We start from the raw sequence: 22,805 nt of genomic DNA on the forward strand, positions 1-22,805 counted from the left end.
AAGGCATTGAGTAATACGAATAGGTGTAAAATAGAGAAAAACAAAAAGAAAAACATAAAAAAGGGGGGAGCGCAAAGCGCTCCCCCCTTTTGTCAACAGCCCCTTATTGCACCGCTTTCTCACCTTCCAAATTACGAGCTGTTTCACTCGTTTCGACATCTTTTCCTTCTTTATATGTCTTGAACAAAAAGTCGTAAAACAGATTCGATACTCCAAACCAGTAGTTCTCATTTTTATAATGATGGAGTATATGCTGTTTCTTTAGCCATCTTCCATATGGAGTCATTGGACGGATTGGCCGATGGGCAATGTAATGTTTCCATTCATATACTAAAAGCATGAAAACCATTCCGATTCCAAATGATAATGTCACCGTGAAGCTAGAAATAATACCATATACAATGAATAAATATATCGTAAATCCAGGAAGACTATACCAAACAGGTAAAAATAATAACTTTAAATCATTCGGATATACGTGATGATCATAATGAAGACGTTTTAACATTTTTAATAAAAATGGATTCTTTGGCGGCTTTAAATGAAATAAAAAACGATGTGTTACATATTCGTTAATTGTATAAAAGATAATACCCGCAATAACTGCAATAGCTGCAATCCATGTAAACAATTGCATGTTCAAAAAAACGATAAAAGCAATTAATATTCCAATCATAATGGCAATATCATGCTGAAAGAAAAACTCTTTTATAACTCGCTTCATCCCTATGTTCCTCTCCTTAGAAAGCGGCCGTAACGTATTGTTATGGCCGCTTTCTTTTATCTCTATTCTATTCCCATTATAAACTTACTTGTTTCTTTATTTGGATAGAAAAAATTACTTGAACCAAATATATTCTGTTTTGGAATAATATGTTCCACTGCAAAAACTGTTACTTCTCCTCTTTGTACTTCTCCAATAATTAATCCTAATATTTCATGATTTACAGCAAATGTCGGTTGTTTTGTTTGAAGCAATCGTTCAACAGTTTGAAGAACAGCTTCGTATAATGGATTTCTGTCTGTTACTTCTTTACGAATTTTTGGTGCTAATGTAATAATAATTTCTTTTTCATTTACTATGGTTCGATACATAAAAATCTCCCCTTTAATCTTATATGAACAATTGTAAAACTTTATACGCAAAACGACTGGTAGAGCCGACTAATATAACTCCTGCTCCACTGTAATATACCCAAATGCTTTGGGTCGAAGCATTGTTCTTTTAAAATGAACAGAAAAAGCAATATTTGATGTATTTCTGAAAGAAATTCTTTTGCCTCTTCCTGTTTATATTCCATATTTTATTGTAAAATTCCTTGTTTTACACTTCAGAATCCAAGATAAAACAATAAAAAAATCCTATATAGCACATGAATGCTTGTACAATATGTATATGTAAATACAAAAAAACAATCTAAAATGACAAGGAAACGCTAGATTTAATACAACATTAGAAAAGCTTTCGTATTCCTGTAATATCCAAGTTGGTATATCATCCCCTCATTATCTAATAAATAAGACCCATGCATTCTTTCATATTTTTATGTACAGCCTTTATTTAAAGATCTTAAAAATAGCAATTGTCCTTTATCCATTCATAAAGCTAGTGTAAAAAATTATTTAAAAATACAAAAAGATAAAATCGCTTACTTGACTAAAATCTCCCATTCCATGTATATTTAAGTTATCATTTAGCAGAATATTCGAGAATATAACAATTTCAATTTTATGAATTTGTAAATGTTTTCGTTCACTAAATGAGAAAGTAATCATATTTAGGAGGCATTATAACATGCAAGGTAAAGTAAAATGGTTTAATAGCGAAAAAGGTTTTGGATTTATCGAAGTTGAAGGCGGAGACGATGTATTCGTACACTTCTCTTCAATTCAAGGAGAAGGCTACAAATCTTTAGAAGAAGGTCAAGAAGTTTCTTTCGAAATCGTTGAAGGAAACCGCGGACCTCAAGCTGCTAACGTAGTAAAACTTTAATTCAACATATGACAGGAGGTTGCCTATTGGTAACCTCCTTTGTTTATCCCGCTATTCGCGGACAGTAAGCCCCCCACTGATGGAAGTTTCACTTTATTCCTCTGTATATTTCTTTTTCACAGAGCGAAAACTATGTGAAATGAGAAAATAAAGGAGGAGAAAACAATGGGTTCACCTGTAAACGATTTTGAAGAAGTAAAATTCCGCGTAGAAACGGCTCAAAAGATGGTTGGTTCCGCGACGATCACAATGGATCCTGAATCATTACAGCATGCTACAAATGCGGTTGAATCAGCTCGCCTTCAACTCGAAACAATGAAAGAAGTGGCAACAGATTTAGATACACCATTCTTATTAGATCAAGAAGAAAAATTAGAGAAATGTGAGCATCAATTACAAGAAGCAAAGCACTAAAAACATCCAGGGGATTTTCTCTGGATGTTTTTAATGTACATAACAAATTGTAATGTTTCATTTTCTACAAAGTGAAACTTCCATTATCTAGGGGTTTGCTACCCTCGAATAGCGGGATACAAACTAATGCAAGTTTCACTTTTACATTCAGTCCGATTTGAAATTTCTAATATAATAATACAAAAAATCCTCCTGCCTCAATAAAGTAGATAAGAACCTTTCAAGACAGTCGTTCTCCATACTCTTTTAGCTTTGCTCCTATTGTACATTGCCGAATGCAAAAGGAGTGGGCATAACGTTGACTATGTTCTTTTCGAAAATACTGCTGTAAAAAGCAGCCATCACAATATGTTTCTAATAAATCATTCACTTCCGTAATCAGCTGCTTGCGATCCACTCCTTCACACCCCCTACTCTGTTATTTCTTTATGACTATCAATGTTCGTTCCTTCAAGTGCTTGCGTTGCCAATTGATGAGCTTCCTTATTCTGTTTTCTAGAAACGGGTTCACATATTAGTTTTATTCTCATCTGTTTTGCTTTTTGTTCGACTTGATCTAAATAATGGATTAAATGTTCCTCATAACATGGCCACTCACCCGCTAATTGCTGAAGCACCACTTGAGAATCACCTCGAAGAATAACGGATTCATACTTAACTCCTAGCTCTTCTAGCACGTTCATTCCATATAATAGTGCAGCATATTCCGCCTCATTATTATCATCAATACCTTCTATGTAAGCATTGCGACGAATTCGATACGTTTTTCCCTGCTTCTTATAATAAATGCTCACTCCCACGCCCGCTTCTTTCGTCTCAATATCGTACCCTCCATCGAAATACAATAGGAGATCTTGCGGCTCTTCTTCGACTTGTTTACTCAATTTCTTAACTTCTTTTACCGTCCATTCTGCCCCCATTTCATCGTAAAATAACAGTTCTTTTGCTCTCCCTGTTTTTTCAAAGTCCACTGCAAACTGCATCGCCTCTTCTAAACGAAGATAATCTGTTTCAAGTTTAGTCTCGAAGCCATGCTTTGTTCGATATAACCAAGTTATTTTATATTTCATTTTGCTCCCCCTTTTACATACAAAATCCATACACTACCAAATATTACATGTTCATTTTATAATATTTTGTCTATGAGCACAGTATTCTATTCTGAATACATCACATCTTCAAACGATGAAGTGAAACTCCTGCGAGCATAAAATGAGGAAAAGAAATAAGAGTTGTCACGATTAAGTAAACAACTCTCTTATCCATCTTATACAAATTTTTCAAACTGCACTCGTTTATTAATAAAATACATAACAGGTGCTCCAATAGCCATTACAACAAATTCACCAATTGCACATGTTAGCCATGTAAGCAAAAATGGTAAATCGAATGCAAGATGTAGTTCAATGGCAATAAGGAACATTGTAAAGGTAAAGACAACTGTATTAAAAATCATACGCGCCCATATCCCTTTTATGAAACGCATAGAAACAATTGTACAAAGCAAGGCGACAATAGATTGCCCCACCCCAAATACAAGATCATATGCAATCATTGGTGAGAAAAAGAGATTTGTTAAAAATACTCCTAACACAATCCCATAAATATATTTTTTATTGAACACAACAAGATGATTAAACATTTCTGAAATACGAAATTGAATATTCGTAAAACCAAAAGGCTGAATAAGCATGGAAACAGCAATATATAAAGCTGCTAAAATCCCGTTACCAACAATTGTCTTAACTTTCATTTTGCATTCTCCTTAGTTTTTTTACGTGGGATGGTTCCGAACCACGTGAATATGTAAATGAACAAAAATACATTATATTTATAACTTGAATTTAAGTCAATATGGCAGAAGACATATCTAATGAGCTGAATTACAAACGGACATTCATAAACTACCCTTTTCTTTTTATAGGACGTATAATAAAGTGAAACTTCCATCATAATGGAAAGCCCGCCCAATGGGGCGCATACCAGCAGTTTTCCCTTACCTATCTTCTGAGGTGGGGTGCTTACTGTCACAAATAGCCGGATAAAAATATGAGAGATTTAGGAGGAATTGTTCATGATATCAACGATTCAAAATGAAAAAATGATCGTTTCCATTTCTGAAAAAGGTGCAGAGTTGCAAAGCATTCGCTTAAAAGAAGATCATACAGAATACATGTGGCAAGGAGATTCAAAGTATTGGGGACGACGCGCACCCATTTTATTTCCAATCGTCGGAAGATTAGTCGATAATACATATTATGTTGATGGAGAATCTTATTCATTAACACAGCATGGATTTGCTCGCGATCTAACATTTACAATAAAAGAACAAAGTGAATCAAAAATTACATACGTAGTAACGAGTAATGAAGAAACATTACAAAACTATCCGTTTGCATTTGAATTACTCGTTTCCTATGAATTAAATGAAACATCTGTATACGTAACATATGAAGTAATCAATCCAAACATGAAAGAAATGTATTTTTCAATTGGAGGACACCCTGGTTTTAATTGTCCTTTACTACCAAATGAATCTTTCACAGATTACTACTTATCTTTCAGCACTCCAGAGCATCTAGAAACAAGCGTATTAGAAGGACCATTTCTTTCTAAAAATAAACTCCTAGTAGCAGAAGGAACAACAGAACTTCCGCTTACATACGATTTATTTAAAAATGATGCACTTATTTTTGAAAATATGAACAAAAACGAAATTGCTATCCGTTCTCATAAACATAATAAATTTATTAAAGTAGCATTTGAAGGATTTCCATTTGTAGGTGTGTGGACACCTGGAGACGGGGCACCGTTTTTATGTATTGAACCTTGGTATGGCATTGCCGATGAAGTAGAACCTGTAAAAGACTTTAAAGAAAAAAAAGGAATTCAAATGTTAAAAGCGAATGAAGCATTTACATGCTGCTATAGCATTACAATCGGTTAATCGGAGGTTTTCAAGTTGATTGAAGTGTACATTGATGGTGCATCAAAAGGAAACCCCGGTCCTTCTGGCGCCGGTGTTTTTATCAAAGGTGTTCAACCGCCTGTGCAGCTCTCTATTCCACTCGGAGTTATGAGCAACCATGAAGCTGAGTATCATGCATTACTTGCTGCATTAAAATATTGCACCGAACATAATTATAAAATTGTATCGTTTCGAACAGATTCCCAGCTTGTAGAACAAGCTGTTGAAAAACAATATGCAAAGAATCCATTATATGCACCACTTTTAGAAGAAGCATTGCAGATGACACAGCAATTTGATCTCTTTTTTATGAAGTGGATTCCAAGCAGTCAAAATAAAGTAGCAGATGAATTAGCACGAAAAGCAATTTTAAAAAATGAACGGGGGTAGTGTATTGAAAAAAGAGTGGATTGCTCCTCTCGCATTGTTGTTCGTTTCCTTTATTTGGGGAGCTACGTTTGTTGTCGTTCAAAATGCTATGTCATTTGTCGGACCATTTTCTTTTAATGCTGTACGTTTTTTATTTGCTGGACTTATTTTATTCGTTATCCAGCTCATTTCTATGAAAAAAGCACCTATTAAACGTGCAGGGTATAGTAGCGTCGCTGGTATCATAGTAGGATTCTTTTTATGTATTGGTTACTTGCTACAAACATTCGGCTTATTATATACAACTTCTTCTAAAGCAGGATTTTTAACAGGACTTAGTATTGTCATGGTACCTGTTTTATCGTTTATCTTTTTAAAGCAAAAAGCGAATATATTTATTGTACTCGGAATTACAGTAGCTACAATTGGATTGTTTTTATTAACAGCTGGAAATTCATTTCAATTGAATATAGGAGACCTTCTTATCTTAGGCTGTGCTGTAGCATTTGCTGCTCACATACTTGTAAATGGATTCTTTTCAAAGAAGGTGTCTCCTCTATTATTAAGTACAACACAAATATTAGCAGTTGGACTCTTCTCTTCTATTTGTGCGTTTTTGTTTGAAGATTGGGAGAAATTATTTTCGCTAGCATTATGGACGAATCGCTCATTTTTATTTGCACTATTGCTAACATCGCTATTTGCCACCTCTCTTGCATTCTTTATTCAGACAACAGCACAAAAGTACACATCACCTACCCGCGTTGCCATTATTTTCGCAATGGAGCCAGTCTTTGCAGCAATCACAGGTGTTCTTGTTGCGAATGAGCAATTGTCAGTATCAGCTATCATTGGATGCATTTGTATTTTCTTAGGAATGATCTTTGTGGAACTTCCAAATAAACAAAAAAAAGAAGCGCAGGCTGCATGAAGTTATGTTTGTAACTTCCGCATAAAAGCCATTGCGCTTTTTTTATCTGCAATTTTCTCTTCTTTTAATCGTTCTAACAAAGCAATAAAGTAACTACCATCAAACTGTAATTGATGCTTAATCGTCGCTTCAATCGCCGCATTCACAATTCCATCAGATGAACCTGTATATCCTTGACCAAACATAATAAATCCTCGTGCTTCCTCTGATAGCTTAAATCCTTTTGTATGTAGGAATGAAAGGTAATCTTGAACTGTTTGCATGATGTCCCCACCTAATTTGAAAAATTCTCCACTTTCTATCATACATGTTTTCCCGTGTTATGAGAATGAATTTTCTTTGAAAACTGCTGTAAAATCTTCTATTTTCCAAAAAGACAGGCTTACACTTCAAGATTATTGCATCATTACGATTTGAAGGTCCATTCAGACTAGTACTGAATGGACCTTCAAATTAGTAGTACCCTATTCAATTGGAACGAATTTCTAAAATCTATTCCTCTACTTTGAGCTCAAGTAGTGAAAACTTCCTATTAATAGAGGATACCTCCCGCTAGCGGAAGTCTCTCTTTACTCAATTACTCGCTGCTCCATATGATATATGTCTTTTTTCAATTTTTTCTTCAATTTCTCTTACGTTCTCCTTATTATTCAATAATGATTGTCTATTTTCTATTAATAATTGTTTAAAGGATTTTCTTATTTTTTTTCGCATACTTAAACTCCTCCTTAATTGTTATGAAAAATTTCATTTATATAAAAGATAAGTAATTATCTGTATTGTGTAATAATAAATGACTTGTGTGAAATCCATTTGAATTTTAAATGAAAACTACGTATATTTTTGCATGAATCAATATGTGTATAGCACTGCGATTGAAACGTAACTTTGCCAACAGTTTGTTTACTACCTTTACTATCAATATAAAAAACTAGATATAGTAGAAACCATACCTAGTTGAATTGTTTTAAATATAAATAATAACGTCCAATCACATGCATAATTTGATTGGACGTTATCTATAGTCTAAAATAAATTCTTTTTTAAAACCGCTTTTTATCCCGCTGCTTTTGAACAGTAAGTACCCTATTAGCCGTGCTTTCCATCAATAAGTAATGGAGGAAAACACCTGCTAACGAAAGTTTTATTTCACAACATATTTACCAATGTTTCAGGTTTGCTCCAGTTCATTTGCTCACAAACCAATCGTATTTTTTCTATATCAATTGTGTGAAGAGCTTCTTCTAAGCCACAAGAAATCGGCACTTCACAATGAATTTGAGCAAGTTGTAATGACATATGCAAACTGTCTAAGTCATTTTCAATTTTTGTACGCTGTGCTTTCGTTACTAATGCAATGTTTTCTAAGACAGCTGCAACTGTCCCATGCTCTTGAATGAGCTTATATGCTGTTTTTTCACCAATACCTTTTACACCTGGATAGTTGTCGCTTGAGTCTCCCATAAATGCCTTTGCATGAACAATTTGCCACGGCTCTACACCTTTTTCTTCGATAATTTTTCCAGGTGTGTAAAACTCATAATTTCCAATCCCTTTACGAAGAAGCATAACTGTAACATTTGTATCAACAAGCTGCAGTAAATCTGTATCACCTGTTAAAATAAATACTTCAGCTTCATGTTGATATGCTTTTGCTAATGTTCCAATACAGTCATCAGCTTCATATCCTTTCATGCCAATGACTGGAATAGATAAATGTGCAGTCATTTCTTGTACTAAATCAAATTGTGGAATTAATTCTTCTGGCGGTGCTCCGCGATTCGCCTTATAGTTTGAAAATGTTTCTGTTCGGAACGTTGTACTCCCCATATCCCAGCACGTTACAATATGAGTCGGTTCAATTGTCTTAGACGCTGTTAATAAATGCTTCATATAGCCATGAATCCCGTTTGTTGGAGTACCATCTTGTCTTTTCATAAACTGTCCGTAAACACTTGTTGCATAAAAAGCACGAAATAATAGTGCCATACCATCTACTAATAATACTTTCTTCATAGTTCCTCTCCTAATGACAAAAATAAAAACCTCACGTCATGACGCAAGGTTATAAATAATCAATGATAATTGTACTTTTTATTATACAATGATTTACCCCATTTAGCATCTATAAAGATTACTTACAATATTGATGTAATAGTTCCACATACGTATTATTTCCAGTTGAAACAACAACTGCCTTTGCTGTTCCATTAACAATATGGGTACCTTTGTAGCATAAATTTTCAAGATAAAGTGGATTGTAATCTTTTATGCGTTTTAGCGGCATAAATCGCTTTTTTTCGATATGATAACAACTTTCATATTTTTCTACATGCATTTCTTTTCCTGTTAAAGAAGATTCATCTACTAATAAATCTTTTGCGTAAATAATGCGGGCATCCGCTGGTACAGTATCGCCTGCAGAAAGACAAATTACATCACCTGGAACCAATTCTTCTACAGGAATATTCATCATTTCAGAATCTGGATCTACTCCATTTGCCTTTTCATTTACTACTCTTAAAACAGCAACTGTTTTTGATGTTGTTGCATTCAATTGATTTTCTTCCTTTTCAAACACTTTTTCAATCAACTTCATCATGATATGATTCAGCATAATTTTTTTATTCGCATATCGTTCATTTTTCCCATATTGCGCGATACGTTTTTTTGCTTCCTTAATAGAAAGGCCATTTCTTGTGGTTTTAAAATAAGCATATACAGATTTCACATCTCGAATTGCAATTTCTACTAGCATTTCATTATTTTTCTGTAAAATTTCTCGCCCTTTATGATTTATGTTATCTATAATTCCATCTCGTTTATTTACATATAACATCGTCCGTCTCCTCCTTAACGCACGCAGGAAGAAACTCATTGTTTCTCGACTTATCTATTTACAGATATAGAGGGAGGAACAATTCGCTTCCTACCTACATGGCATATTCTTTTTTTGAAGTATATGGGTAACGGAACCGAGTCCGAAGCTGACATTGCTCCTCACCTCCTCATAATTTTTTTTGTTATGTATATTTGTACAAAATATAGCCTTACTAAAAAAGACCTTTACCCGGAAACGAGTAAAGGTCTGAACATACGCAAATAAGCGAAGCTTAATGAAACTACATTTCATAGCAGCTTACATTAAAAACAATCGCACCTCTCCCTCGCCGAGCTTTAGCACTGTATAGCATAGGTTCTTCACCAGCTACATTAAAAAGGACCTTAATTCGATCATTTCTGTTGACCCATTGGCGTCTCTCGACATTTTTGGGCAGTAGCATCTCTCTATACAGGAGCCTCACCTAACAGAGACATATTTAATTATAAGAAAAATGTTACTCTCGTTTCTAGTTGGTGTCAATGTTTTTTATGTAACATTCTCATATTTCTTCTATGATACTGAAAAAAATAAAAAAACCTTATGTTATACAACATAAAGTTTTTATAAAGGACCCACATATGCCGTTCTCTCTAGATGTCCATAAACCCGCTCTCGCAGGTGGATGCTCTCAAAAACGCTTTCATCTTCCTTCTTAAAAAGATGGTATGATGGCCACATTTAAATATTGAACTTCCGTATTACTCTCATTGGTTTAAGACATACACAAGCTACGTACATCGTAGGCATTTATTATTCATCATTAGAATAAATAGAACCCCGCACGTGCCGTCCCTCGTAAATGTCCAAAAACCCGCTACTCGCAGGTGGATGTTCTCACAGTTACCTTTCATCTTCCTTCTCAAAGAAAGGCTTGATGTTGGCCTCTAAATATCGAACTTCCGTAAAACTAACATCGGTTTTAGACATAAATAAGTTACGCACACCGCAGGATGTTTTATTTATTTGTCGCTATCTTATCACATTGTTCACATCGTGTAAAATAGATTGTTTCTTAAGTATTTCTTGTTTGTGTTCCTATTGTAATACAAATTTTTTCACCATGCAATAGGTTACTGATTTTCTTTCACAATTGAATTTTCAGGGTACGAAATCCAATCACTCCAGCTGCCTGCATACAATTTTACATTTGTAAAACCAGCCATTTTTAACGCTAATACGTTCGGACATGCCGTTACACCTGATCCGCAATATACAATCGTTTCTTTCTTTTTATCAAGATGAATAAAACGCTCTTCTTGTTCGCTTTGTCCTTTAAAAGCACCAAAATCAGTTACGCCGTCTTTCCAAAAATAATTTTGCGCAGTTGGAATATGACCTGCTACTTTATCCACTGGTTCTTCTATTCCTTGGTAGCGCCTTGGTTCTCGCGAATCAATAAGTGTTATATCTGCCTGTTTGTTGATTTTCTCTTGTAATTCTGCCATTGTTACGACAATATCATGCTGCATAGATGGAACAAACGTTTTAGATGCAAAAACCGATATATCATTCGTTACTTCGAATTTTTGCTCCTTCCATGCTTGGAAACCACCATTTAATACATATACTTTTTTATGTCCAAGGTACGTTAAGAGCCACCAAAGACGAGAGGCCATCGCTCCTCCTTGGCTATCATATGCTACAACTGTTGTACGTTCATCAATCCCAGCTTGTGAAAGTTTTTGTACAAACACTTCTATATTTGGAAGCGGGTGACGTCCTCCATGTTTTGTAACGGGGCTTGATAAATCTTTATCTAAATCAAAATAGAGCGCACCTAAAATATGTTCCTTATTATACTGCTCTCTTCCCCAATTCGGATTTGCTAAGTCAAAACGACAATCGATAATACGAACATGATCATCTTGTATATGTTCATGCAACCACTCGACTGTAACGATCATACTTAACGACCTTCTTTCTCTTTTAAACGTCCTACGTACTCCATCACCATTTCTTCTGTCACAATCTTACGTTGCTGTGCAATACCGTTTTTTGCAAGCTCATTAATTTGTTTTGTTACCATATTAATTACATCAACAGAGAAAGATTTCCCATTTAATGCAAGTGATACGGCCGCTTCAATAGCTGCTTCACGCTGTGCCTCTAATTGTAGAAATGCTTTCACAACCTCATTTTGTTTACGAGAATGCGCTGTTATTGCTGCATGTACTTCCATGTTCTCTTCCCCCTAGTGTAAGTCCATCATAAGCCGAATCATATCCCGGCATACAATGCCATTTTCAATAATCTCTTCTTCATAATGCTTTGAAAAGTAATCAAAATCAATAGAAAAAATACGAAATCCACATTTTTGATATAAAGAAAGCTGTGAAACACTTGAATTACCTGTCCCGATTTCAAGCGTGCGCATGTTTTGCTTTTTTGCAACTGTAACTGCATGTTGCAATAACTGCTTCCCAATGCCTTTACCCTGTTCTTGTTCACAAACTGCAATATTCATAATCTCCATCGTATTAGGGCGTGTTTCCAATAATATATATGTACCTACCACATGTTCATTACGTTTGGCAACGTAAATCATTCCTCGTTGAAGATACGACTGTAACTGCCTTTTGCTCGGATCAGCAAGTAATAATAATGATATCGGTGCCTTGTCTTGAGAAATACGTTCAATAATTAATTGCTCCATAAAAATTCTCTCATCTCCTCCTGTTCTAAATACCCCTTGTCTTCCATAAGTAATACAAAGGAGGTCATCACTATGGACAACAATGAAAAGAAGTGCAATATAATCTCCATTGATGAGAAGAAAAAGAAAAATGGCACGTACTCCTATCCAAAGTTAGTGATAGAAGGAAAACCATATGAGTTCACTTCCTTCGTCTTATGCGGTGAAACGCCAGATGGAAAACGTCTCGTCTTAACTCATATGGTTTCCTCAGATGAATTTGCAGGATTTGTAAAATCATTAGATACTGTACTGCAAAAACGTATTGAACGTATCTTTTTCTCTTAATACTTATAGAACTTCTACTTCATGTTCTATTTTCATTAATTGTTTTGTCAATTCTTCTTTCTTCTGTTCGTATGCAGAAACATCGATTGTTTCCAATAACGCAAATAATAAACTTTCATAGTATTGTGCTGCGTCTTGCACCATGGCTGTTTTCATAAGTTCCCAACTATGAAGCCATTCTTGTTTATAATGATCAATAAATAGATGCTGTTCTTCTATTACGTAATCTGCCACAAACGGTTCTAACGTTTGCTTCATTTCTTCTTGCATCAATACCTTATCATTTTTTTCAAAGAAGCTTTTCTCACTTTTAAAATGAGATAGTGCTTTTTTAAATTGTTTTGCTTCCATATTCGGAAATGGATTTTCATGCAAAAGAACGCGATAGTCATATGTTGCATCTGTACGGATAGCGAGCTGTTCATTCTTTGTAGCACATTGCATCGCTACTTCTTCTTGCACATGTTTCATCGTTTCATTCATCCATTTTTCAAGACGCAGCGACGTTGCACGCATTTCCTGTAACAAATCATGTTGTAAGAAAGCAATTAACTCCATCATGCACTCTTGTAATTTTTCTTTCACATTCCCTTGTGTTCGTAAAGAAGCTGGATTAATAAATTCTGTAAACACATCATTGTATCGTAAAAACAAACGCTGTTTTACATAATATAGAAGCTCTTTCACTTCATTTTCCAACGCCATTTCTTCTGTTACAACACTATGCGAATTGATTATATGAAGCAGTTCTTCACGTTCCGCTTCATATTTTTTTCGTTTTTGCTCTTTTTCTTCATTTCCTTGCGTTGCACTTTCAATCATATTTGTAAGAAGTTTATAACCATTCTGAAGTGCCCCATATAAAGAATGAATCGATACAAGCATTAAATCTCTCATGATAAACGAAGTGAAAGCTTGTTCAAACGGTGCAAGACCAGAATGTTTTAAAATACCATATGCTTCTTTCGAAATATCTTTCCCTTGTTTTTCTTCTAATGCAAATAAGCTAGAAATCGCAAACAGACGTGGATTCCGAATCCCATACTGTAACAATTGATCGCTAATATACCCTTTTACCGTGTGTAATTCCTCTTCTGACTGCGCTAAATCCGCAGCATTAATTAAGAAGAACATTTTATCAAGTGCAAACGTATCTTTTACACGTCCAAGCTGAATTAAAAATTCTCGATCAGCTCGTGAAAATACGTGATTATAATATGTTACAAATAAAATTGCATCTGCATTTTTTATATATTGAAACGCTACGTCTGTATGGCGTGCATTAACAGAGTCTGCTCCCGGTGTATCAACAAGCGCAATGCCTTGTCTCGTTAATTCACAATCATAATAAAGCTCCATGTATTCTACAAAGCATGATTTTTCCTCATTAGCAACATAATCAGCAAATTCAGCTAACGTTACGTGAGATTGCTCTCCTAAACGATGTCCTACTTCTTTATATCCATGCTGAACCGCTCGTAAAAAACTAAACGTCGTTTTTTGTCTGCCACTTGGCGCTGGATATTGCAGTACATCATCAATCTGTAAGAGCGCTTCTTCTAACGTTGTAACATCACGATGAAATAATTTATAAACAGCCTTTAAGTCTTCAAAGAGCGCCATTTCCGATTTGAACTGTACAACTACCGTACCATGTGGCTTCTCATCTGTTACGGGTAAAATTTGGTTTATTGTTGCTGTTGTGGGATTCGGTGATACAGGTAATACTTTCTCTCCTAATAAGGCATTGGCAAAGGACGATTTTCCTGCACTAAATGCTCCAAATAACGCCACTGTAAATTGTTTCGTTTCAATCCGCTTTCTCTTTTCAACAATTTCATCGTAGACGTGCGTCAAAGCTGGAAGCTGTTTTAGAACAAATTCTGTTTCCTTCACATGTTCTAATACGCTCTGAATATTAACATTGCCTGTATTTGCAACTTGCTCTTCACTATACGTAGATACAGCTTCTTGTTCTTGTAATTGAAATTTAGCATTTGTCACTTGTTGAGTTTGTTGTAAAATTTCTTCTATTTTCATCGTTTCAGGCACAGAAACACAATCGTTCCATACATCATGCAAATAGGCTTCATACTGATCGTACTGTTCTATATATTGACGTTTCAAGTCATTCGCATGTCGCACCGCTTCGTATTGCTTCCGCTCTCTATCAATACTTAATAGCTCTACTTTTCCCTTTTCTTGCAATATCGGTAAAGCTTTCGCAAATAGAGATTGTGCCGCATTGTAATATCGTTTCTTTAATTCATTTGCGACATCTGCTGTATAATGTAATAAATAATCTCCTGTAAATCCTGCTCCTTGCTTAATTGTTCTCTCCAAAAGCAACGGTTCAAAAGAAATATTCAAATCGTATACTGCTCTTCCTAATTCTTCTGTAAATATCTCTTCTTGCTTTGTAAAAGAAACAATATATTCTTTTACATGAAAGTCTAATTGCGCTTCTACCGTCTTTTGCAGTGACTCATAAAACACTTGTAAACGACGCTGCTTTTCTTGATCAGTTTTCGCTTTTGAAAATAATATACCAACTTTAAATTTCGTCAGTTTTGTTTCTAAGTATTGATTTGCTAAATCACGCATTTCAAATGGCATTAAATAAGCATTATCTAATATATTTTGCATCCCTATGAGGTATCTATTTTTCACTTCATCTTCTTTTGCGTAAAAGACTTTTTCTTTTTCAACAAGCTCTTCTAAAATCGACGTAACTTCTTCATATGATAATACCGATGTCAATTCTTCACAAAACGGCTCTAGTTGTTTCTCATACTGTGTTAACAAATAGGAAAGATGTTCTTGCAGTAAATAAGAAACTTCCTTTTCCATCCCTTCTTTTGCATAAAACTCGCGTTCTTTCATAATAGAAGCAAGCAGATTCTCTAGATTTTCCAATTCATTATAAGGATGTTGCTGTAATCGTAAAGACGTATAAAATATACCATCAACATCAACATTCCAATTTGCAAAGGACTGCATTACGCTTTGTTGATAAGCAGAAAAAGACAATTCATGTTCTTTATGCTTATCAATCTGGTTCACAACAAGATAAACTGTTTTTTTACGCTGCTTTAATTCTTTGACAAACTGCAAGTTCACTTCCGATTGCACATGATTATAATCCATCATATAAAAAATAATGTCAGCAAGATGCAGCGTAGATTCAGTCGCAAGTTGATGTGCATCATCAGTTGAATCAATACCAGGCGTATCAACAAGAACAACGCCTTCTGGGAGTGGTGCATCGTCCCGATAAATATGAATTCCAATCACTTCATCGCCATTTTTACAAAGCTGTTTCAATTCTTCTGCTGTATACATACCAGCATACTCATATTTCTGTCCTGATTTTAATGTAACAACGACGCGAGCATGTCCCTTTTCTATTTTTACGACATTCGCACTCGTTGGAATTGGACTTGTTGGCAACAACTGATCTTTATATAAATAATTCATCATTGTTGATTTTCCAGCAGAGAAATGCCCACAAAATGCAATCATAAGCTGCTCTTTTTTATATTTTTGTATAACTTCAAGCAACTTTTCACTATGTTCCATATCACTTTTTTTCTGCCACTCTTCATAAAAACAAACCAGCTTTTGTAAACTGTTTGTTTGCACTGTTTTTGTCATCCCCTCGTGCCCCTTTGTTCCAAGATGTATACATCTTTTATATTACTAAATTTTCAACATCTTCACAGTAAAAAAATAAAAAATCCCTTTCATTCTCTGTAAAAACGAAAGGGATTTCTATGTATTATAGTTCATTATTTAGTTGCTCCTACTCGATTTAGCACATGTTTTGTTACAACTGCATATAAAACAACTGTTCCTGCTAAAAATGCGTATACCATATAATCACACCTAACTTTCTTGATAATGATTATCAATTTTAAACATATTGTATCACTAAAGAGAATGATTATCAATATACATTTAAAAATAAAAGCTCTCTTTCGGAGAGCTTTTATACTGCCAGTTTTAAAGGAGTAGTAGGATTGTTGTGCCCTCTTATTATAACTCACCAAAGAAATGTTAACAGTTAAAAATATTGGAAATATATATACCACCAATTTTTATACCGTATATACTAAAAGAAATATATAGAAAAGGAGATGAAGTATGATAAAAAGCATTTCACAAAGCGAGAGGATTCATTCCATTGATATCATACGAGGAATTGCGGTCTTTGGCATTTTCCTTGTAAATTGGCCTGTATTAGCTGGCATTGACTCAAGAGATCTAACAAATGTTTACGAAGGATTGGATCGTTACATCCGACTATTTTATGATCTGTTTGTCCAAACAAAATTTTACACAATTTTTTCCTTTTTGTTCGGCCTTGGTTTTTATATTTTTATGAAACGTGCTGAAGAAAAAACAAATCGTCCAAAATTACTATTTATACGTAGACTACTGATATTGTTATTGTTTGGATTTTTACATTATGTGTTATTTTGGGACGGCGATATTTTACATAATTATGCGATTAGCGGATTCGTTCTCCTTTTATTTTATAAAAGGCAACCAAAAACTTTACTGATCTGGTCTATTATTTTGTTAAGTATATGGGAATTTATTATGTTGCTTGCTAGTTTAACGTTACTAGTCGTTCCATCTGAAAAACTTGGAGATTTTTCCGCTCCTGTTGTTCCATTACAAGATTGGATCTTGCAAGTTCAAGATCGCTTCACCTCTTTTTACTCTGAAGCTATTTCTCTTATGGTACTACCGGAAACAGTTGGCCTCTTTTTACTCGGTCTATATGCCGGCAAAAAAGAAATTTTCCGCCATGTAAAAGACATTGATACAAAGCTAAAGAAATGGCAAATCATTACCTTCATCGCTACTTTGCCAACATGGGGGATTATGATTGTCTATTTTAAAATGAACGATTCATACGTACCATTTAAGATGATTGCCTTTATTACGTTAAGCGGAAAAACATTATTCATTTTTTACATTCTCACACTTATACGTCTATTGCAGCATGCAAAATGGCAAAAAATATTCCGGCCCTTCCAATATGTTGGCCGCATGGCATTAACAAATTATATTTCGCAAACTATTGTAACCTTATTGGTATTCGGTTTACTATTTCAAGAAAATATCATATTCCCACTATGGGGCGGCACACTTTTCTGTATCGGCTTCTACATCATTCAAATCTTTTTTAGCCGCTGGTGGCTATCTCGTTATGAGTATGGACCACTTGAATATATTTGGCGTCTTGGTACTTACGGAAAAAACATGCCGATAAAAAAACAAAGAAGTATCTCATCGTGAGATACTTCTTTGTTTTACGCTTCAGAAACAGCACTTTGCATTGCAACTTGCTCTTCTTTTACTTTCGTTTGTTTTTGCGGAACCATATTAAACACAATATTTAAAAGTACTGCTGAAGCACTTCCTAATACAATTCCGTTATCTGTTAAAATACGAACGCTCTCTGGAAGCTGCGAGAATAACGTTGGCACAACTGTTACACCAAGACCAATCCCAACAGAGCACGCAACAATTAATAAGTTTTCCTGTTTTGCAAAGTTAACAGCGCTTAACATTTTAATGCCATATGCCATAACCATTCCGAACATAGCAAGCATTGCACCGCCAAGTACCGGCGTTGGAATAATTGTTGTTAATGCTGCAATCTTTGGAATAAATCCAAGTACAATTAACATACCGCCACATGTGTAAATGACAACACGATTGCGCACACCTGTCAGTTGAACAAGACCTACATTTTGTGAATATGTCGTATACGGAAATGAGTTAAAAATACCACCTAACATCATTGCAATTCCTTCTGCACGATATCCCTTTGCTAATTCTTTTTCACCAATTTTTTTATTACAAATATCCGATAGTGCAAAATAAACTCCTGTTGCTTCGACAATTCCAACACAAGCAACGAGAATCATTGTAATGATAGGTGTTAATTCGAATGTTGGTGTACCGAAGTAAAATGGCTGCACACCATGAAACCAATCTGCTTCCGCTACTGCTTGTAAACTTACCTTTCCCATTAACGCAGCAATGACTGTACCAAATAATAACCCTAATAAGATAGAGATAGAGCGAATGAAACCATCAAAAAAACGATACATGATGATGATAAATAACAATACTCCAAATGCTAATGCTAAATTAGATAAACTACCAAAATCTTTGCTTCCTACACCACCAGCCATATCGTTAATCGCGACTGGAACTAATGTAACTCCAATAACTGTTACAACTGAACCCGTAACAACTGGTGGAAACAGCTTTACAAGCTTTCCAAATACACTAGAAAATAAAACAACAAATAGTCCTGCTGCAATAATAGAACCATATACAGCAGATACCCCATATTGCTTACCGATAGCAATCATCGGTCCGACTGCTGTAAAAGTACAACCTAGTACAACTGGAAGTCCAATACCGAAGAAACGATTCGTTAACGCTTGTAAAATTGTCGCAATGCCACACATTAATAAATCAATTGATACTAAATACGTAAGTTCACGCTGATTCAACCCAAGTCCGCCTCCAACAATAAGCGGAACGATAACTGCCCCAGCATACATTGCCAACATATGTTGAATACCAAGAGATGCAATCTTAAGAGGGTGTTGCTTCATCTTATTTCACCTCCGCTGCCGCATGTTCGACAAAACGAACTGTACCATTATCAAGCGATGCGATTTCTGCCAACGATTCTACGCGAACGCCGCTCTCACGTAATTTACCTCCTCCATCTTGAAATGCTTTTTCAATCACGATTCCGATACCCGCTACTGTTGCTCCTGCTTGTTGAACTAAACTCATTAAACCAAGTGCTGCCTGACCATTTGCTAAAAAGTCATCAATAATAAGAACACGATCGCCTTCATGTATATATTGTTTTGATATGGAGATTTCATTCGTTTCTTGTTTTGTATAGGAATATACTTTTGCAATATACATATTATCTTGTAACGTTAACGATTTACGTTTTCTTGCAAAAACAACTGTTACACCAAATTCTAATGCAGCCATCACAGCTGGAGCAATTCCTGAAGACTCAATCGTCACGATTTTTGTAATATTCTCATCTTTAAAACGCTTGGCAAATTCTTTTCCGATTTCTTGCATAAGCACTGGATCAATTTGATGGTTTAAAAATGCATCCACTTTTAACACATCATCCGATAATACTTTTCCTTCCTCCATAATCTTCTCTTGTAATAACTTCATAATTTGTTCCTCCTCTTATGCAAATAAAAAAACTCCAAAAGCAGCCTTCACTCAATACAAGTGAGGGACGTGCTTTTGGAGCTTTGCAAAAAAGAATGCAGCTACAGCATATATTCGTCCTCACTCATAGTCGAAGCATTTACGGTACTTCGGTAGAAACTTGCAGGCCATATTCCTGCGATTATATGAGTGTCGCTAACTTATTTAATTTAATAAAAGGATTATAACGCACTTTTTTTACTTTGAAAAGCATTCCTCGAAAAAAACACGTACAAATTTCAAAAATGTACAATTTTCGTTCGACTTTTGAAACCTCTTTCATTTTGTAATCATTCGCATATTTTTCAAGAAATTCAAAATCAATTATCTTTTTAGCATCGTGAATGAACTACCTAATTCACATTTCTTTCACAATTCCTTGCTACAAAATATGTAATAAATCACGATTTATCAACTTTTCATCATAAACATAGTTTTAATTGTATCAATGAACACTTTTTGAAAGCACCACCGACTATATAGAAGTTGTCGAAATATTTTGTATGATAAAAATGTAAGATTTACTTTCTCAAGGGAGGGAGAAAAATGGGAGAGCGTAAACTACAGCCAGTCGGAAAGAAACAGCAAAAGAAAAGTTCATTAAAAGGAACATTGATTTCTGTTTTTTTACTCGGCTTCTTTTTAATTTTCACATGGTTTAGTGTGTACCAAATTTTTTTAAATCGCTTGTAATGTTATTGGTAAACAAAGGGGAGATGGGATATGCACTTGCATAAGTACGAAAAAATTTGGCTCATTTTCGGTATTGGTTCATTGTTTGTATTTTTAGCTGTAATTGGAATAAGCGCCTTTTATATGGGAAACCAGCCGCCCAGCTGTTTAACAACAATTGATCCAGAAAAAGTAAATGCGACTGCTCCGTTTGATCATCCTGGTGTAAAACAAGTTGGTAAAGATCATTATCAAGTAACAATTGTCTCACAAGCTTTTTCCTTTACACCAAATGTGATTAAAGTGCCAAAAGGTGCCAAAGTTGACTTTGTTGTCGCAACGAAAGATGTTGTGCATGGCTTTGAAATTGCTGGGACAAATGTGAATATGATGGTTGAACCTGGCTATGTTAGTACAGCTTCTCAAGTATTCCACAAGCCCGGTGAATATTTAATCGTATGCAATGAATATTGTGGTACAGGCCATCATATGATGAGTGCGAAAGTAGAGGTGACTGACAAATGATGCATGTTCAAGATAAAACATATAAAAAAGATGCCAAACTTGCGATGGCTCATATACATGTTGCATTTATCGCTCTGTTTTTAGGAGGATTATGCGGATTACTGCAAGTACTTGTCCGCTCTGGAAAGTTTAATCTTCCAGCTGGAATTGGTTATTACCAAGTACTAACAACACATGGTGTGTTACTTGGCCTCGTATTAACAACATTTTTTATTATTGGCTTTTTGTTTGCTTGTATGAGCAAAACTGCTGGGATTCTTTCAAAAGGGGTACGAACAACAGGTTGGATTGGTTTTTGGCTTATGACGATTGGAACAACTATTACTGCCATTTTTATACTATTAAATAAAGCTACTGTTCTCTATACATTTTATGCTCCGTTAAAAGCTCATCCTGGATTTTACATCGGTCTTACCCTCGTTGTTGTCGGCAGCTGGTTTAGCGGCTTTGCAATGTTTGCTCATTATCGCACATGGAAAAAACAAAATAAAGGAAAAAATGGTCCATTACTTAGCTTCATGGCTGTTATTACAATGCTGCTTTGGCTTGTTGCTACTCTTGGCGTTGCTGCAACAGCACTCGTTCAATTTATTCCTTGGAGTTTAGGCATCGTTGATAAAATCGATGTACTTGTTAGCCGAACATTATTTTGGTACTTCGGCCATCCACTTGTCTATTTTTGGCTTCTCCCTGCCTATATGGCATGGTATGTCATCATTCCGAAGATTATTGGCGGAAAAATTTTTAGTGATTCACTTGCTCGTTTATCATTTATTTTATTCTTATTATTTTCGGTTCCAGTTGGATTTCATCATCAATTAACAGAACCAGGTATCGACCCGGGATGGAAATACTTACAAGTTGTCTTAACATTCATGGTGATCATACCTTCATTAATGACAGCATTCTCTCTATTTGCATCATTTGAGCAATACGGACGCTCAAGAGGAGCAACTGGACTATTTGGTTGGCTACGTATGCTTCCATGGTCCGATGCTAGATTCTTTGCACCGTTCGTCGGAATGCTTATGTTCATTCCAGCCGGAGCAGGAGGACTTGTGAATGCAAGCCATCAATTAAACCAAGTTGTCCATAATACAATCTGGATAACAGGACATTTTCACTTAACATTAGCCACATCTGTTGTGCTTACATTTTTCGGCATTGGCTATTGGCTTATCCCGCACTTAACAGGACGCGTGATGACAACAGAAATGAATCGTCTTGCAATGATTCAAACTTGTGTATGGGCACTTGGAATGTTCTTCATGTCTGCTGGGATGCACTTTGCTGGATTATTAGGAGCACCGCGCCGCTCTTCTTTTTCCACATATGGAAATGCACCGCAAGCTATTGAATGGATACCATATCAAATTGCACAAGCAGTCGGAGGAACAATCTTATTTGTCGGCATTATATTAGCAATTATTATCTTCTTAGACCTTGCTTTCTTTGCGCCAAAAGGGCACACAGAATTTCCAGTTGGAGAAGTATCAGATGCATCTGATCAGCCACCAATTGTCTTTGAAAATTGGAAACTATGGCTTGGAATTACTGCACTGCTTATTTTATTCGCATATACCATCCCATTTATCGATATGATTCAAAACGCACCGCCAGGTTCAAAAGGGTTTAAAATGTGGTAAAGTCATTCATGCTGGATAAACATAATAAAGTGAAACTTCCATCAGTGGGGGATTCCTCATCCCCCACCTATCTTCTTCGCTTTTCTCTTAATCTTGAGGTGGGAGTCCTACTGCCCACGAATAACGGGATAAAAAAGGATATTCG

General features: G+C 35.3%; 25 protein-coding genes, 2 other RNA genes, 2 pseudogenes and 3 riboswitches. Of the genes and pseudogenes, 10 read left to right on the plus strand and 19 right to left on the minus strand.

Annotated features, from left to right (window positions below; all coding sequences use genetic code 11):
• Nucleotides 1–103: 103 nt before the first annotated feature.
• The 4 genes and pseudogenes from ACFQZ1_RS05945 to ACFQZ1_RS05960 all read right to left on the minus strand — a co-directional run.
• Nucleotides 104–724: a sterol desaturase family protein gene (locus ACFQZ1_RS05945; RefSeq protein WP_377881191.1), complete on the minus strand. Its 621-nt coding sequence runs from the start codon at nucleotides 722–724 to the stop codon at nucleotides 104–106.
• Between the two features lie 62 nt (nucleotides 725–786).
• Entirely contained in the window at nucleotides 787–1,095 is a 309-nt protein-coding gene (locus tag ACFQZ1_RS05950; RefSeq protein ID WP_377881192.1) for a cytoplasmic protein, read from the minus strand.
• A gap of 19 nt (nucleotides 1,096–1,114) precedes the next feature.
• Nucleotides 1,115–1,251 (minus strand): annotated as a pseudogene (locus ACFQZ1_RS05955) (amino acid transporter); the annotation flags it as partial.
• A 162-nt stretch (nucleotides 1,252–1,413) separates the two neighbouring features.
• Nucleotides 1,414–1,532 (minus strand): annotated as a pseudogene (locus tag ACFQZ1_RS05960) (YqcI/YcgG family protein); the annotation flags it as partial.
• Between the two features lie 263 nt (nucleotides 1,533–1,795).
• Between ACFQZ1_RS05960 and cspD the strand changes: the two are divergent.
• Together cspD and ACFQZ1_RS05970 are read left to right on the plus strand one after the other, a co-directional pair.
• Nucleotides 1,796–1,993: a cold-shock protein CspD gene (cspD, locus tag ACFQZ1_RS05965; protein ID WP_377881193.1), complete on the plus strand. Its 198-nt coding sequence runs from the start codon at nucleotides 1,796–1,798 to the stop codon at nucleotides 1,991–1,993.
• 165 nt (nucleotides 1,994–2,158) lie between these two features.
• Entirely contained in the window at nucleotides 2,159–2,407 is a 249-nt protein-coding gene (locus ACFQZ1_RS05970) for a DUF2564 family protein (RefSeq protein ID WP_377881194.1), read from the plus strand.
• A gap of 220 nt (nucleotides 2,408–2,627) precedes the next feature.
• On the opposite strand, the gene ACFQZ1_RS05975 is transcribed toward ACFQZ1_RS05970, so the two are convergent.
• The 3 genes from ACFQZ1_RS05975 to ACFQZ1_RS05985 form a co-directional block, all read right to left on the minus strand.
• Nucleotides 2,628–2,804: a zinc-finger domain-containing protein gene (locus ACFQZ1_RS05975; RefSeq protein ID WP_377881195.1), complete on the minus strand. Its 177-nt coding sequence runs from the start codon at nucleotides 2,802–2,804 to the stop codon at nucleotides 2,628–2,630.
• Between the two features lie 13 nt (nucleotides 2,805–2,817).
• Nucleotides 2,818–3,477, minus strand: coding sequence for a ribonuclease H family protein (locus ACFQZ1_RS05980; RefSeq protein ID WP_377881196.1), 660 nt, complete (start codon nucleotides 3,475–3,477; stop codon nucleotides 2,818–2,820).
• Between the two features lie 197 nt (nucleotides 3,478–3,674).
• The gene (locus ACFQZ1_RS05985; RefSeq protein ID WP_377881197.1) at nucleotides 3,675–4,160 is read right to left on the minus strand and encodes a QueT transporter family protein; all 486 of its coding nucleotides are present in this window, start codon (nucleotides 4,158–4,160) and stop codon (nucleotides 3,675–3,677) included.
• A gap of 6 nt (nucleotides 4,161–4,166) precedes the next feature.
• A riboswitch (PreQ1 riboswitch) is annotated at nucleotides 4,167–4,211 on the minus strand.
• Between the two features lie 270 nt (nucleotides 4,212–4,481).
• Here ACFQZ1_RS05985 and ACFQZ1_RS05990 point away from each other — a divergent pair.
• Genes ACFQZ1_RS05990 through ACFQZ1_RS06000 form a run of 3 tightly spaced genes read left to right on the plus strand, consistent with a single transcriptional unit; the run spans nucleotide 4,482 to nucleotide 6,675 of the window.
• The gene (locus tag ACFQZ1_RS05990) at nucleotides 4,482–5,354 is read left to right on the plus strand and encodes an aldose 1-epimerase family protein (RefSeq protein WP_377881198.1); all 873 of its coding nucleotides are present in this window, start codon (nucleotides 4,482–4,484) and stop codon (nucleotides 5,352–5,354) included.
• 15 nt (nucleotides 5,355–5,369) lie between these two features.
• Complete coding sequence (locus ACFQZ1_RS05995; protein WP_377881199.1) at nucleotides 5,370–5,765, plus strand: reverse transcriptase-like protein; 396 nt, start codon at nucleotides 5,370–5,372, stop codon at nucleotides 5,763–5,765.
• A 4-nt stretch (nucleotides 5,766–5,769) separates the two neighbouring features.
• On the plus strand, nucleotides 5,770–6,675 hold the full coding sequence (locus ACFQZ1_RS06000) for a DMT family transporter (protein WP_377881200.1): 906 nt from the start codon (nucleotides 5,770–5,772) through the stop codon (nucleotides 6,673–6,675).
• 2 nt (nucleotides 6,676–6,677) lie between these two features.
• Here ACFQZ1_RS06000 and ACFQZ1_RS06005 read toward each other — a convergent pair whose 3' ends face one another.
• From ACFQZ1_RS06005 to ACFQZ1_RS06045, 9 genes are all read right to left on the minus strand, one after another.
• The gene (locus ACFQZ1_RS06005) at nucleotides 6,678–6,938 is read right to left on the minus strand and encodes a DUF6123 family protein (RefSeq protein ID WP_377881201.1); all 261 of its coding nucleotides are present in this window, start codon (nucleotides 6,936–6,938) and stop codon (nucleotides 6,678–6,680) included.
• 310 nt (nucleotides 6,939–7,248) lie between these two features.
• Nucleotides 7,249–7,389 carry an FbpB family small basic protein gene (locus tag ACFQZ1_RS06010; RefSeq protein WP_377881202.1) on the minus strand — a complete coding sequence of 47 codons (141 nt, stop codon included), beginning with the start codon at nucleotides 7,387–7,389 and terminating at the stop codon, nucleotides 7,249–7,251.
• Nucleotides 7,390–7,824: 435 nt separating this feature from the next.
• A complete protein-coding gene (locus ACFQZ1_RS06015; protein WP_377881203.1) occupies nucleotides 7,825–8,691 on the minus strand; it encodes a 5'-3' exonuclease in 867 nt (288 codons plus the stop codon).
• 118 nt (nucleotides 8,692–8,809) lie between these two features.
• The gene (locus ACFQZ1_RS06020) at nucleotides 8,810–9,514 is read right to left on the minus strand and encodes a P-type ATPase actuator domain-containing protein (RefSeq protein WP_377881204.1); all 705 of its coding nucleotides are present in this window, start codon (nucleotides 9,512–9,514) and stop codon (nucleotides 8,810–8,812) included.
• A gap of 315 nt (nucleotides 9,515–9,829) precedes the next feature.
• Nucleotides 9,830–9,995, minus strand: a riboswitch (M-box (ykoK) riboswitch).
• 129 nt (nucleotides 9,996–10,124) lie between these two features.
• Nucleotides 10,125–10,308: non-coding RNA, 6S RNA (gene ssrS / locus ACFQZ1_RS06025), on the minus strand.
• 21 nt (nucleotides 10,309–10,329) lie between these two features.
• Nucleotides 10,330–10,514: non-coding RNA, 6S RNA (gene ssrS / locus ACFQZ1_RS06030), on the minus strand.
• Between the two features lie 115 nt (nucleotides 10,515–10,629).
• Entirely contained in the window at nucleotides 10,630–11,463 is an 834-nt protein-coding gene (locus ACFQZ1_RS06035; protein ID WP_377881205.1) for a sulfurtransferase, read from the minus strand.
• A gap of 2 nt (nucleotides 11,464–11,465) precedes the next feature.
• Nucleotides 11,466–11,738, minus strand: coding sequence for a DUF2533 family protein (locus ACFQZ1_RS06040; protein ID WP_377881206.1), 273 nt, complete (start codon nucleotides 11,736–11,738; stop codon nucleotides 11,466–11,468).
• Nucleotides 11,739–11,750: 12 nt separating this feature from the next.
• Nucleotides 11,751–12,212 (minus strand): GNAT family N-acetyltransferase, encoded by a 462-nt coding sequence (locus tag ACFQZ1_RS06045; RefSeq protein WP_377881207.1) that lies wholly within the window; start codon nucleotides 12,210–12,212, stop codon nucleotides 11,751–11,753.
• 72 nt (nucleotides 12,213–12,284) lie between these two features.
• Between ACFQZ1_RS06045 and ACFQZ1_RS06050 the strand changes: the two genes are divergently transcribed.
• Nucleotides 12,285–12,539: a DUF3931 domain-containing protein gene (locus ACFQZ1_RS06050; protein ID WP_377881208.1), complete on the plus strand. Its 255-nt coding sequence runs from the start codon at nucleotides 12,285–12,287 to the stop codon at nucleotides 12,537–12,539.
• Between the two features lie 3 nt (nucleotides 12,540–12,542).
• Here the strand turns inward: ACFQZ1_RS06050 and ACFQZ1_RS06055 are convergent, their stop codons facing one another.
• Entirely contained in the window at nucleotides 12,543–16,193 is a 3,651-nt protein-coding gene (locus ACFQZ1_RS06055) for a dynamin family protein (protein ID WP_377881209.1), read from the minus strand.
• Nucleotides 16,194–16,682: 489 nt separating this feature from the next.
• On the opposite strand from ACFQZ1_RS06055, the gene ACFQZ1_RS06060 reads away from it, so the two are divergent.
• The gene (locus ACFQZ1_RS06060; protein ID WP_377881210.1) at nucleotides 16,683–17,846 is read left to right on the plus strand and encodes a DUF418 domain-containing protein; all 1,164 of its coding nucleotides are present in this window, start codon (nucleotides 16,683–16,685) and stop codon (nucleotides 17,844–17,846) included.
• 14 nt (nucleotides 17,847–17,860) lie between these two features.
• On the opposite strand, the gene pbuX is transcribed toward ACFQZ1_RS06060, so the two are convergent.
• Together pbuX and ACFQZ1_RS06070 are read right to left on the minus strand one after the other, a co-directional pair.
• Nucleotides 17,861–19,183, minus strand: coding sequence for a xanthine permease PbuX (gene pbuX, locus ACFQZ1_RS06065; RefSeq protein ID WP_377881211.1), 1,323 nt, complete (start codon nucleotides 19,181–19,183; stop codon nucleotides 17,861–17,863).
• A gap of 1 nt (nucleotide 19,184) precedes the next feature.
• Entirely contained in the window at nucleotides 19,185–19,778 is a 594-nt protein-coding gene (locus tag ACFQZ1_RS06070) for a xanthine phosphoribosyltransferase (RefSeq protein WP_377881212.1), read from the minus strand.
• 107 nt (nucleotides 19,779–19,885) lie between these two features.
• Nucleotides 19,886–19,987: riboswitch (purine riboswitch) on the minus strand.
• Between the two features lie 376 nt (nucleotides 19,988–20,363).
• Here ACFQZ1_RS06070 and ACFQZ1_RS06075 point away from each other — a divergent pair.
• From ACFQZ1_RS06075 to ACFQZ1_RS06085, 3 genes are read left to right on the plus strand one after another with little or no spacing between them, the layout of a single operon-like run.
• Nucleotides 20,364–20,510, plus strand: a complete 147-nt coding sequence (locus tag ACFQZ1_RS06075) for a cytochrome c oxidase subunit 2A (RefSeq protein ID WP_377881213.1) — start codon at nucleotides 20,364–20,366, stop codon at nucleotides 20,508–20,510.
• A 30-nt stretch (nucleotides 20,511–20,540) separates the two neighbouring features.
• The gene (locus ACFQZ1_RS06080) at nucleotides 20,541–21,014 is read left to right on the plus strand and encodes a cytochrome c oxidase subunit II (RefSeq protein WP_377881214.1); all 474 of its coding nucleotides are present in this window, start codon (nucleotides 20,541–20,543) and stop codon (nucleotides 21,012–21,014) included.
• Entirely contained in the window at nucleotides 21,011–22,660 is a 1,650-nt protein-coding gene (locus tag ACFQZ1_RS06085; protein WP_377881215.1) for a b(o/a)3-type cytochrome-c oxidase subunit 1, read from the plus strand. The genes ACFQZ1_RS06080 and ACFQZ1_RS06085 overlap by 4 nt, the downstream gene beginning before the upstream one ends.
• Nucleotides 22,661–22,805: the final 145 nt, after the last annotated feature.

Origin of the sequence: Bacillus sp. CGMCC 1.60114 (genome assembly GCF_042676365.1) — a bacterium.
Lineage (GTDB): Bacteria > Bacillota > Bacilli > Bacillales > Bacillaceae_G > Bacillus_A > Bacillus_A rhizoplanae_A.

Excerpts from the sequence above, each read along its gene's own strand:
- ACFQZ1_RS05945 (WP_377881191.1), bottom strand. The coding sequence starts at position 724 with ATGAAGCGAGTTATAAAAGAGTTTTTCTTTCAGCATGATATTGCCATT.
- ACFQZ1_RS05950 (WP_377881192.1), bottom strand. The coding sequence starts at position 1,095 with ATGTATCGAACCATAGTAAATGAAAAAGAAATTATTATTACATTAGCA.
- cspD (WP_377881193.1), top strand. The coding sequence starts at position 1,796 with ATGCAAGGTAAAGTAAAATGGTTTAATAGCGAAAAAGGTTTTGGATTT.
- ACFQZ1_RS05970 (WP_377881194.1), top strand. The coding sequence starts at position 2,159 with ATGGGTTCACCTGTAAACGATTTTGAAGAAGTAAAATTCCGCGTAGAA.
- ACFQZ1_RS05980 (WP_377881196.1), bottom strand. The coding sequence starts at position 3,477 with ATGAAATATAAAATAACTTGGTTATATCGAACAAAGCATGGCTTCGAG.
- ACFQZ1_RS05985 (WP_377881197.1), bottom strand. The coding sequence starts at position 4,160 with ATGAAAGTTAAGACAATTGTTGGTAACGGGATTTTAGCAGCTTTATAT.
- ACFQZ1_RS05990 (WP_377881198.1), top strand. The coding sequence starts at position 4,482 with ATGATATCAACGATTCAAAATGAAAAAATGATCGTTTCCATTTCTGAA.
- ACFQZ1_RS06005 (WP_377881201.1), bottom strand. The coding sequence starts at position 6,938 with ATGCAAACAGTTCAAGATTACCTTTCATTCCTACATACAAAAGGATTT.
- ACFQZ1_RS06010 (WP_377881202.1), bottom strand. The coding sequence starts at position 7,389 with ATGCGAAAAAAAATAAGAAAATCCTTTAAACAATTATTAATAGAAAAT.
- ACFQZ1_RS06015 (WP_377881203.1), bottom strand. The coding sequence starts at position 8,691 with ATGAAGAAAGTATTATTAGTAGATGGTATGGCACTATTATTTCGTGCT.
- ACFQZ1_RS06020 (WP_377881204.1), bottom strand. The coding sequence starts at position 9,514 with ATGTTATATGTAAATAAACGAGATGGAATTATAGATAACATAAATCAT.
- ACFQZ1_RS06035 (WP_377881205.1), bottom strand. The coding sequence starts at position 11,463 with ATGATCGTTACAGTCGAGTGGTTGCATGAACATATACAAGATGATCAT.
- ACFQZ1_RS06040 (WP_377881206.1), bottom strand. The coding sequence starts at position 11,738 with ATGGAAGTACATGCAGCAATAACAGCGCATTCTCGTAAACAAAATGAG.
- ACFQZ1_RS06045 (WP_377881207.1), bottom strand. The coding sequence starts at position 12,212 with ATGGAGCAATTAATTATTGAACGTATTTCTCAAGACAAGGCACCGATA.
- ACFQZ1_RS06050 (WP_377881208.1), top strand. The coding sequence starts at position 12,285 with ATGGACAACAATGAAAAGAAGTGCAATATAATCTCCATTGATGAGAAG.
- ACFQZ1_RS06055 (WP_377881209.1), bottom strand. The coding sequence starts at position 16,193 with ATGACAAAAACAGTGCAAACAAACAGTTTACAAAAGCTGGTTTGTTTT.
- ACFQZ1_RS06060 (WP_377881210.1), top strand. The coding sequence starts at position 16,683 with ATGATAAAAAGCATTTCACAAAGCGAGAGGATTCATTCCATTGATATC.
- pbuX (WP_377881211.1), bottom strand. The coding sequence starts at position 19,183 with ATGAAGCAACACCCTCTTAAGATTGCATCTCTTGGTATTCAACATATG.
- ACFQZ1_RS06070 (WP_377881212.1), bottom strand. The coding sequence starts at position 19,778 with ATGAAGTTATTACAAGAGAAGATTATGGAGGAAGGAAAAGTATTATCG.
- ACFQZ1_RS06075 (WP_377881213.1), top strand. The coding sequence starts at position 20,364 with ATGGGAGAGCGTAAACTACAGCCAGTCGGAAAGAAACAGCAAAAGAAA.
- ACFQZ1_RS06080 (WP_377881214.1), top strand. The coding sequence starts at position 20,541 with ATGCACTTGCATAAGTACGAAAAAATTTGGCTCATTTTCGGTATTGGT.
- ACFQZ1_RS06085 (WP_377881215.1), top strand. The coding sequence starts at position 21,011 with ATGATGCATGTTCAAGATAAAACATATAAAAAAGATGCCAAACTTGCG.